The sequence below is a fragment of the Oligella ureolytica DSM 18253 genome (genome assembly GCF_000373745.1).
Lineage (GTDB): Bacteria > Pseudomonadota > Gammaproteobacteria > Burkholderiales > Burkholderiaceae_B > Oligella > Oligella ureolytica.
This window is the reverse complement of sequence record NZ_KB892299.1, coordinates 26,674-36,011: the sequence shown is the minus strand read 5'-3', so window position 1 is coordinate 36,011 and position 9,338 is coordinate 26,674. Positions and strand designations below refer to the sequence as shown.

Below are 9,338 nucleotides of genomic sequence, written 5' to 3'. Positions count from 1 at the left end.
TTAAGCGATGGCTCCTATTTGGTTCCGCTCAATGGTTTCAAACGCCAAGAAAAGGCCTTAGCAAAGGCGCAGCGAGCGATGAGTCGAAAACAGAAATTTAGCAACAATTGGAAAAAGGCAAAAGCCACCGTCCAGAAAATCCATGCCCGTATCGCCAATTCCCGGCGCGACTACCTGCACAAAGCCACGACAGCTATCAGCCAAAACCACGCGATGGTGTGTATCGAGGATTTGCCGGTTCGGAATATGTCCAAGTCNGCTTCNGGCACTACGGAAAGACCAGGGCGAAACGTGAAAGCCAAATCCGGTCTGAATAAAGCCATCCTTGATCAAGGGTGGTTCGAGTTTCGGCGTCAGCTAGACTACAAACTGACTTGGCTAGGTGGAGAGCTCCTTGCTGTGAACCCCAGAAACACCAGCCGGACTTGTCCCTGCTGCGGCTACGTTGCCAAGGAGAATAGGCGTAGCCAAGCGTGCTTCAAGTGTATGGACTGTGATTTTGAGGAAAACGCTGACGTAGTCGGCGCGATCAATGTGTTAAGGGCGGGACACGCCCGGTTAGCTTGTGCAGAGACTTCGCCTGTAGGTAAGGGCGTCGGGCCAAGAACCCACCGAAGCGAGTCAGGCGATGGTCGCCTGAACGCCGTAGGAATCCCCGTTCTTTAGGGCGGGGAGGATGTCAACATCGCAGTCACCGAGTTTATTAGAGGTGCTTGGCAGTGTGGGGGGCTTGGTTGAGCAACGAGCGGATGCTCGCGGTGTATTTGTTTTCAGAGTGCCCGAAAATATTGTTTATGACGAGAAGCTGGGCATTGTGACATCCGATGCGAAACCGATGGTATTTCACTTAGATATGACCAATCCTGTTTCGATGTTTTTAGCAAGAGAGTTTTTAATCTATCCGGATGATGCGGTTTATGTGACCAATGCACATATGTATGAATCACAAAAAATGATTTCATCGATTGTTCAAGTGCTTGTTTTGGGAAGTACCATTGATCAGCTTTAGTAGATAGCTTGAGTGACTGTTGAACGTTGTCAGTGTTTGGGTGAGGTGGGTGATGTTACCGCTATAAATAACGGTAACATCGCGATTGAATTAATTTAGTTTGATGCCTGACGACTCGACAATGTCTTTATATTTTACTAGCTCGGCAGCTGCGTAATCTGCAAATTCTTGCGCAGTGCCAGGTTCTAGGTCAGAGCCCATATTCTTCATCTGTGTTTGTACACGTTCGTCTTTCATGCCTTCAGCATAGGCTTGGTTAAGTTTGTTAACAATTCCTTCAGGCGTGCCGGCAGGACTGACAACACCAAACCAAGTGCTTATATCAAACGCTTCAACACCACTTTCTTCCATCGTCGGTAAGTCCGTGAGGAAAGAGCTGCGCTCCTTGGTGGTCACCGCTAAGGCTACCACCTCATTGTCATTAATCAGTGGTAGGGCAGAGGCTAGGTTATCAAACATCAGTTGCGTCTGATTTGCTAATAAAGCAAGCTTAGCCGGGCTTGCACCTTGGTAAGGGATATGCAGCATATCGATATTGCTGCGTATTTTAAATAGCTCACCCGCAAGGTGACCCGCACTGCCATTACCACCGGAGGCGTAATTAATATCTGCCCCATGTTTTTCGAGGTAGGCAACAAGGCTTGCTACATCGGTGATGTTGTTGCTCGTTGCAAAGTCTTTATTAAGAATTAAGACATTGGGTACATTGGACAATAAAATAACCGGAGCAAAGTCTTTGCTTGGGTCAAATGGCATATTGCTATATAACCATGGGTTAATGGCCATGGTGGCGACGGCACCCATACCCAGGGTATAGCCGTCAGCTTTGGCTTTGGCAACGACGGATAAACCCACGTTACCCCCGGCGCCGGCTTTGTTTTCGACGACAACAGGCTGGCCCAGTGATTCTTGTACGCGCTCTCCAAGCTGGCGGGCAGCAGCATCTAATGGTCCGCCGGCAGGGTAGGGCACCACGAAACGAATGGTTTTCTCAGGATAGTTGTTTACGTCATCGGCTAACGCGGCACTGCTAAATATAGCGCCTACGCTAAGGGCGAAAGTCAGGCAGCGCTTGCCTAAAGTTTTGATGTTTGCTTTGTTAAACGAAACCATGTCTGATTGTGTCATGGGTGTGCTCCTTTTGGTAGTAATAATAATTAGTTTTTGCCTGTACTGCCAAAGCCGCCGGCACCGCGATCGCTTTGGTCAAAATCATCAACAAGACGGAATTGTACTTGATGCACCGGGACGACAACGAGTTGTGCTAGACGCTCCATGGGCTTAAGCACAAATTCTTCACTGCCGCGATTCCAGGTTGAGATCATCAGTTCACCTTGATAATCCGAGTCAATTAGGCCAACTAAGTTGCCTAAGACGATGCCATGCTTATGGCCTAAACCGGAGCGTGGCAAAATCATCGCCGCGTAGCCCGGGTTATCAATATGAATGGCTAAGCCCGTAGGGATTAATTCAGTTTGTCCGGGGGCTAGGGTTATTTCCTGATCGATACAAGCACGTAAATCTAAACCGGCAGAGCCTGCAGTAGCATATGCCGGTAATTGATCTTTCATGCGTTGATCGATAATTTTTAGATTGATTAACATATGTTTTACCTATTTTAATGTTTAATTAATGCACAATTAAATAGCCGGGTAAGAGAAAAATCATTGGCCAAATCATGCTTGATGTCACATTAGCAATTTCAAATTTTAATTGATTAACCTGAAAAGCTCCGGCAGCGGTGGATAGGGTTGGCCGTAATGGACTAATAAAGCGTCCGATAAAAATCGCTTTGGCACCATATCGACTGAGCATGACTTTAGAGCTTAAAAAGAGTCTACGGTGACGTTGATAAACTCGGCGTTGACGTAGCGTGGGGCGGATTTTTGTACCAATATGGTAGGAAATGCTGCTGGCAATGATGGAGCCGGCAATTGCTGCGATGGATACAAAGAAAAAGTTAAGATCGCTGGCACCGACAAGTGCGCCCACGGCTAAGAGGATGGTGGCTGCCGGGATAAAAAGTCCGATGATAAAAAAACACTCAATAAAAGTGACAAAAAAAATAAGTACAAGCGCCCATGTCTGGTGCGCTTCCATAAAGTCAATGAGGCGTTCAATTAGTTCGATCATGACTCACACCACCAAAATGCCGGGGAGCATATAAAGAGGGGGCCAAATGAGCGCAGAACAAAGATTCGCGATTTGAAACTTTAATAAAGGCGCTCTTAATATACCTGCTACCGTCGGCACCGTGGAGCGTAACGGCCCCATGAATCGTCCTAAAAATACAGCATAAGCACCATACTTACGAAAGAGCAGGTGTGCTCTCAAAATGAGATTTCGATGTTTTTGGAAAACAGCACTTCGCCTAAGACCTGGACGGATTTTGCGACCAATAAAATAAGAAGCATTATCCCCTAAAAAACAACCGATTGATGCACCAATTAAAATAGGAAGAGGGCTTAGAGCCTCGGCACCAATCAATGCACCGGTCGCGATCATAATGACTGTCGCCGGCATGATAAGACCGATAACAAATAAAGACTCCAGGAAAGCCATTAGCCCTATTAAGGGGGCTGCCCATGACTCATTTTCAGAAATAAAACTTAAGAAAAGGTCTATATACTCTTGCATCACTTACCTTGAGTGATAGCGTCTGCTTATTTCTTGAATAAGAGCAGAAGCAGCAGCAGTTTTTTCTGCGGAAGGCATCTCAGTAACGCCTGAATCAGCAAATAACACAAAGCGAGTCGTGTCTTTATCCATCACCTCTTGGGCTAGGTTGCCAACGATGAGCGGTAGTTTTTTGCGCTGTCTTTTGGCTTCAGCATACTCAAATAAGTTATCAGTTTCAGCAGCAAAACCAATAGGCCAAGGGCCGTTTTCCATGGCTGCGACCTCTGCTAAGATGTCAGGGTTTGGCGCAAACTCAAGGGTCGGGAAGCCGCCACCTTCGGTTTTTTTTATTTTGCGGTCACTGCTGTTTTTAATATACCAATCAGCCACCGCAGCAACTGAAATAAAGATATCATGATGGCGAGCTTGACTCATCACAGCTTGGTGCATCTGACGAGCAGAACGTACTGGTAAAATATCCACCGCGTAGGGCTGGGTTAAAGCCGTTGGGCCGGAAATGAGGGTCACTTTAGCACCGGCGCGTTGAGCAGCTTCCGCGATGGCATAACCGGTTTTGCCGGAAGAGCGATTGCTGATCACACGTATCGGATCGATAGCTTCTTCGGTGGGACCAGCGGTCATTAAAATATTGACACCATTTAATACCTTGGGCGTAAAAAAGCTGATGGCCTCTTCGATTAATTCGGGCACGTCCAGCATGCGACCTGAGCCTATTTCACCGCAGGCTTGTTCGCCATCTCCGGGTCCCCAAACTGCCACACCATCGGCTAAGAGTGTTTTTATGTTGCGCTGAGTTGCCGGGTGTGCCCACATCTCGCGGTTCATGGCCGGAGCAATAATCAGAGGGCAGTTGCCGCGCGCTAAACAGAGGGTAGAGAGTAAATCGTCGGCTAAACCGTGAGCTAATTTAGCAATAAAGTCAGCGCTACATGGTGCAATTAAAATAGCATCGGCTTCACGGCTCAAATTAATATGCGCCATGCTGTTGTCCATGGTGGCATCGAGCGTTTCTCTGTACACGTGCTGGCCGGAGAGGGCCTGCATGGTGGTAGGAGTGATAAATGAACAAGCTGCATCTGTCATCACGACTTGCACTGAGGCGCCTTGATCCTGTAGACGTCGAGTCAGTTCAGCACTTTTATAGCAGGCAATGCCGCCGGTAAGGCCAAGCACGATTCGCTTGGCGCTAAGCAGTTGAGCCATTTTATCTCTCCATAAATTGTCTTATTGGGGGCGATTACTTTGCTTATCTTTGCGGATGCGTATGACTTCATCCAAAATTAATAGTGTGGCACCTATGGTAATGCAGCAGTCAGCCAGATTAAAGGCAGGGAAGTAGTTGTCGCCCCAGTAAAATAACAAGAAATCTATCACATGACCAAGTAGTAATCTATCAATCAGATTACCTATTGCACCGGCGAGAATCAAGCTCAGTGATAGGCAAAATAAGGTTTTTGTCGCATGACGTCTTAGTAGGACAAGGATAACAATACTGGCAATGATACTAAGCGTCACAAAAAACCAGCGCTGCCAGCCATCATGACCGGCCAAAAAGCTAAACGCTGCTCCGGTGTTATAGACTAAGATAAAGTCAAAAAAAGGCAGCACATTGAGGCGCTCAGCGAACTGGAAGTTAAGCTCAAAATACCATTTACTAAGTTGGTCTAAAGCGATGAGAATGACGGCGAGTAGCAACCAGCGACCGAAGGGTACGGTCGCTTTGTCGTTAGCTTGCTGTGCTATGGGTTGCTTAGCCTGATTAGGCATAATGGCGGTCCTCTCCATCACCGTAGAGATTGTCTTCGCAGCGACCGCAGATGCCCGAATGCTCAGGGTTCTGGTTAACGTCTTCACGATAGTGCCAGCAGCGCTCACACTTCTCGTGTGCTGACGCTTCGATTTCAAAGCGTACATCCGTCATAGAAGTGTCCTCATGTAGTGTAGCGCGTGACACAATAAAGACGAACTTTAAGTCATCATCTAGGCTCTTGAGCAGTTCATAATCTTGAGCGTTCGCGTAAACATCTACCTCTGCCTGTAGGGCGGAGCCGATATTACCGGCACTTCGAACATCTTCTAACTCTTTATTAAGTTGAGCGCGAATTGCCAGGATACGATTCCACTTGGCTAGAAGCTCGGTCGAGTCATCAATGGCCGGTAGCTCTTGGTACAGTTCGGTAAATATTGTCAGGCCATCTTTGAGCTCTGTATTGCGTAAGAAGGTGCGACGCATTTCCGTCCACGCCTCTTCACACGTAAAGGAAAGGATCGGCGCCATGAGTTTTACCAAGCTCATGGTGATGTGGTAGAGCGCTGTTTGTGCTGAGCGGCGCGCTAAACTGTTTTTTCCTGTGGTGTAGAGTCGATCCTTTAGAATATCCAGATAGAAAGCACCTAAGTCCTCAGAACAGTAAATTTGCAGGCGATGTACGGCCGGGTGGAACTCGTATTTTTCGTAGAGTCCTTGGATATGCGTTTGCATATCGGCAATGGTTGCGATGGCATAACGGTCAACTTCAAAAAGCTGATCGGGAGCGACAAGGTCCTTACTGGCATCAAAATCGCTCAAGTTGCCCAGCAGGAAGCAAAGCGTATTACGAATACGACGATAGCTCTCAACCACGCGCTTGAGAATTTGATCGGAAATCGATAATTCGCCGGAGTAATCAGTTGCCGCAGTCCATAGGCGAATAATCTCAGCGCCTAGGCTATCAGATACCTTTTGTGGAACGACGACATTACCAACGGATTTACTCATCTTACGACCATTACCATCAACCACAAAGCCGTGAGTTAATAGGCTGTTGTAGGGTGGGCGACCATAGAGCATTGATGAGGTTAATAAGGATGAATGGAACCAGCCACGGTGTTGGTCTGAACCCTCTAGGTATAGGTCAGCAGGCCAGCGTAAGTCATCTGCATGAGAGCCTTTGAAGTCGTGATTTTGCCCGCCCATCACGTGCGCGTGGGTGGTGCCTGAATCGAACCAGACATCTAAGGTGTCACGGTTTTTCTCATATTGATCGGCCTCATCGCCTAGGAAATCGCTAACTTCAACCGATTGCCAAGCTTCAATACCTTCTTTTTCTACGAGAAGCGCTATTTCTTCTAATAACTCGACCGTGCGTGGATGTAATTCACCTGTTTCTTTGTGTACAAAGAAGGCCATTGGGACACCCCATTGGCGCTGACGTGATAAGGTCCAGTCGGGACGGTTGGCAATCATGCTGTGTAAGCGTGCGCGACCCCATGCTGGATAGAAGTTGGTTTTATCAATACCTTCTAAGGCGACCTCACGTAATGTGCGATCACCGTCGTTGGGTAGTTTGTCCATACCGGCAAACCATTGGCTAGTGGCACGATAAATGATCGGCGTTTTATGGCGCCAGCAGTGCATGTAGCTGTGGTTTAGTTTTTCAAATTTAAGTAGGTTGCCGCTGGACTTCAGGGCTTCGGTGATTTTCGGATTCGCATCCCAGATTTTCATACCGCCAAAGAGTGGTAGGGTAGAAGCGTATACACCATTACCCATAACCGGACTCAGGATCTCGTCATCACTGATACCGTATTCCTTGCAAGTTATAAAGTCCTCAACACCATAGGCCGGTGAAGAGTGAACAATACCGGTACCGGCGTCAACCGTCACATAGTCTGCTAAGTTTACTTTTGATAAGCGGTTGTAGCCCTCATCTATGTTGGCTAATGGGTGGTGAAAAGCGATGCCTTCAAGTGCTGCGCCTAGGCAGGTGGCGATGACTTCGCCGGTGAGGCCGTAGGATTCTAAACATGCTTCATAACGATCCTTGGCTAATAGCAATAATTCGCCGCTCGTAGGAGCAGGGCTTACCTTGACCAGAGCATACTCTAATTCCGGATGAATATTAAGGGCTTGGTTGGCGACTAAGGTCCAAGGTGTAGTGGTCCAAATGGCGATCGCACCGTCAGCGATTGAATCTAGGCCAAAAGCCTGTGCGACTTTTTCTTTTTCGGCAAAAGGAAAAGCCACATCGACTGCCGGGTCAACCCGATCTTGGTACTCAACCTCCGCTTCAGCCAAGGCTGAGCCACAGTCAAAACACCAGTTCACAGGCTTGAGGCCACGGAATATATAGCCCTTGTCGATCATTTTGGCGAGAGCACGGATCTCGTCGGCTTCGTTTTGGAAGTTAAGGGTAAGATAAGGATCCTCCCATTGACCCAGCACGCCTAGACGAATAAAGTCTTCGCGTTGATTGTCGATTTGTTCCATGGCGTAGGCACGCGCTTTAGCCATCACTTCCTTGGTCGGAAGGTTTTTGCCGTATTTTTTCTCAATCTGGATTTCGATCGGCATGCCATGGCAATCCCAACCCGGCACATAAGGTGCATCAAAACCGGCCATATTGCGGCTTTTTAAGATAATGTCTTTGAGGATTTTATTGACAGCGTGACCAATGTGGATATCACCATTTGCGTAAGGAGGGCCATCATGCAAAATGAATTTAGGTCTGCCTTTAGAGGCGGCACGAATGGCTTCGTAGACCTTGTTTTCTTGCCATTCCTTGACCCATACGGGTTCGCGTTTTGCTAAGTTACCACGCATGGGGAACTGTGTTTCTGGTAGGTTTAAAGTGTTTTTATAGTCCATGCTGATCAAAATATTTACGAGCAGTGGCCAAATCGTTATTCATGGCACTGACTAGGGTTTCTAAATCTGGGAATTTTTCTTCATCCCGCACATGTTGCAGGAATTCAACTGATACTAGTTTACCGTAAGCATCCATATTTGTATCTATTAGATGCACTTCAAGTAGTACGTCACCCTGTGTGTCGACTGTTGGTCTGACACCTAAGCTGGCAATGCCCGGGATAGCAGGGTCATTAGGCTGTGCTGTTAAACCACGTACTTTCACGACATAAATACCGGAGCGAATGGCACAGTGCGGCATCACGCGAATATTTAGGGTTGGGTAACCCAACGTACGTCCCAGCTTCTTACCATGCTGTACACGACCGCTAATACTGTAGTGACGACCTAGGTATTGTTTGGCGGAGTCAATATCACCAAAGGATAGGGCATTGCGTAATTCGGTGCTCGAAAAACGATGACCTTCAGAATTAGTGACATCGTCGATATGGTTAACCTCGAAGCCGTGTTTGGCGCCATAGCGACGTAACATGTCGACATCACCTTCGCGTCGGTGACCAAAGCGAAAATCCTGACCCACTAAGAGGTAGCGGACTTTAAGTTGCTTAATAAGAATCTCTTCAATATAGTCGGTAGGTGATGTCTGTGCTAAGGTCTCAGTAAAATGGCTGAGAGCAATGAAATCAGCACCGTGCTGCCGCAGGGCACAGACCTTGTCTCGCAAGGTGTTGATGCGTGTTGGAATTAATTCCGGACGCTGGTTCAGGCGAGCAAAGTATTCACGCGGGTGAGGGGCAAAGGTCATTACACCGCAGGCTAAACCATACTCCTTGGCTGCTTTTTTGAGGCAGTCAAGAAGGTGGGCGTGACCGCAGTGGACGCCATCGAAGTTGCCAATGGTGAGTGCAGTGCCCGGAAAATCCGCTGCATCAAGGGCAAAAGTACGGGGAATAATGGTATTTTTCACGGGCATAAGTTTACCATGAACAGGCGCCGGAGCTTGTTATAATGAAGGTTTTTCCGCACAACATTTTAATGGTTTTATGAGCTCAAGTACTACTT

Annotated in this window: 10 protein-coding genes; 2 read left to right on the top strand and 8 right to left on the bottom strand. The window is 47.6% G+C overall.

Going from position 1 to position 9,338, the window contains the following annotated elements; all coding sequences use genetic code 11:
* Positions 1 to 78: 78 nt before the first annotated feature.
* Both B092_RS13840 and B092_RS0106410 read left to right on the top strand, forming a co-directional pair.
* Positions 79 to 666, top strand: a complete 588-nt coding sequence (locus B092_RS13840; RefSeq protein WP_083907480.1) for an RNA-guided endonuclease InsQ/TnpB family protein — start codon at positions 79 to 81, stop codon at positions 664 to 666.
* A gap of 10 nt (positions 667 to 676) precedes the next feature.
* Positions 677 to 1,009 carry a polysaccharide biosynthesis/export family protein gene (locus tag B092_RS0106410; RefSeq protein WP_018574427.1) on the top strand — a complete coding sequence of 111 codons (333 nt, stop codon included), beginning with the start codon at positions 677 to 679 and terminating at the stop codon, positions 1,007 to 1,009.
* A gap of 90 nt (positions 1,010 to 1,099) precedes the next feature.
* On the opposite strand, the gene B092_RS0106405 is transcribed toward B092_RS0106410, so the two are convergent.
* Genes B092_RS0106405 through B092_RS0106370 form a run of 8 tightly spaced genes read right to left on the bottom strand, consistent with a single transcriptional unit; the run spans position 1,100 to position 9,249 of the window.
* Positions 1,100 to 2,122 carry a Bug family tripartite tricarboxylate transporter substrate binding protein gene (locus B092_RS0106405; protein WP_051077719.1) on the bottom strand — a complete coding sequence of 341 codons (1,023 nt, stop codon included), beginning with the start codon at positions 2,120 to 2,122 and terminating at the stop codon, positions 1,100 to 1,102.
* 44 nt (positions 2,123 to 2,166) lie between these two features.
* Positions 2,167 to 2,613 (bottom strand): dUTP diphosphatase, encoded by a 447-nt coding sequence (gene dut, locus B092_RS0106400; RefSeq protein ID WP_018574425.1) that lies wholly within the window; start codon positions 2,611 to 2,613, stop codon positions 2,167 to 2,169.
* 25 nt (positions 2,614 to 2,638) lie between these two features.
* The gene (locus B092_RS0106395; protein WP_018574424.1) at positions 2,639 to 3,142 is read right to left on the bottom strand and encodes a DedA family protein; all 504 of its coding nucleotides are present in this window, start codon (positions 3,140 to 3,142) and stop codon (positions 2,639 to 2,641) included.
* Positions 3,143 to 3,145: 3 nt separating this feature from the next.
* Positions 3,146 to 3,646 (bottom strand): DedA family protein, encoded by a 501-nt coding sequence (locus B092_RS0106390; RefSeq protein WP_018574423.1) that lies wholly within the window; start codon positions 3,644 to 3,646, stop codon positions 3,146 to 3,148.
* A 3-nt stretch (positions 3,647 to 3,649) separates the two neighbouring features.
* Positions 3,650 to 4,852 carry a bifunctional phosphopantothenoylcysteine decarboxylase/phosphopantothenate--cysteine ligase CoaBC gene (gene coaBC / locus B092_RS0106385; RefSeq protein ID WP_018574422.1) on the bottom strand — a complete coding sequence of 401 codons (1,203 nt, stop codon included), beginning with the start codon at positions 4,850 to 4,852 and terminating at the stop codon, positions 3,650 to 3,652.
* Positions 4,853 to 4,873: 21 nt separating this feature from the next.
* Positions 4,874 to 5,416 (bottom strand): signal peptidase II, encoded by a 543-nt coding sequence (lspA, locus tag B092_RS0106380; RefSeq protein WP_018574421.1) that lies wholly within the window; start codon positions 5,414 to 5,416, stop codon positions 4,874 to 4,876.
* The gene (ileS, locus tag B092_RS0106375) at positions 5,409 to 8,276 is read right to left on the bottom strand and encodes an isoleucine--tRNA ligase (RefSeq protein WP_018574420.1); all 2,868 of its coding nucleotides are present in this window, start codon (positions 8,274 to 8,276) and stop codon (positions 5,409 to 5,411) included. The genes lspA and ileS overlap by 8 nt, the downstream gene beginning before the upstream one ends.
* Positions 8,266 to 9,249, bottom strand: coding sequence for a bifunctional riboflavin kinase/FAD synthetase (locus tag B092_RS0106370; protein ID WP_018574419.1), 984 nt, complete (start codon positions 9,247 to 9,249; stop codon positions 8,266 to 8,268). Before B092_RS0106370 ends, ileS begins: the two co-directional genes overlap by 11 nt.
* Between the last annotated feature and the right edge of the window lie 89 nt (positions 9,250 to 9,338).

What these genes read in the sequence shown, in the direction of transcription:
- B092_RS0106395 (WP_018574424.1), bottom strand. Translation starts at nt 3,142, where the DNA reads ATGATCGAACTAATTGAACGCCTCATTGACTTTATGGAAGCGCACCAG.
- B092_RS0106370 (WP_018574419.1), bottom strand. Translation starts at nt 9,249, where the DNA reads ATGCCCGTGAAAAATACCATTATTCCCCGTACTTTTGCCCTTGATGCA.
- B092_RS0106390 (WP_018574423.1), bottom strand. Translation starts at nt 3,646, where the DNA reads ATGCAAGAGTATATAGACCTTTTCTTAAGTTTTATTTCTGAAAATGAG.
- B092_RS0106405 (WP_051077719.1), bottom strand. Translation starts at nt 2,122, where the DNA reads ATGGTTTCGTTTAACAAAGCAAACATCAAAACTTTAGGCAAGCGCTGC.
- coaBC (WP_018574422.1), bottom strand. Translation starts at nt 4,852, where the DNA reads ATGGCTCAACTGCTTAGCGCCAAGCGAATCGTGCTTGGCCTTACCGGC.
- lspA (WP_018574421.1), bottom strand. Translation starts at nt 5,416, where the DNA reads ATGCCTAATCAGGCTAAGCAACCCATAGCACAGCAAGCTAACGACAAA.
- B092_RS0106410 (WP_018574427.1), top strand. Translation starts at nt 677, where the DNA reads ATGTCAACATCGCAGTCACCGAGTTTATTAGAGGTGCTTGGCAGTGTG.
- ileS (WP_018574420.1), bottom strand. Translation starts at nt 8,276, where the DNA reads ATGGACTATAAAAACACTTTAAACCTACCAGAAACACAGTTCCCCATG.
- dut (WP_018574425.1), bottom strand. Translation starts at nt 2,613, where the DNA reads ATGTTAATCAATCTAAAAATTATCGATCAACGCATGAAAGATCAATTA.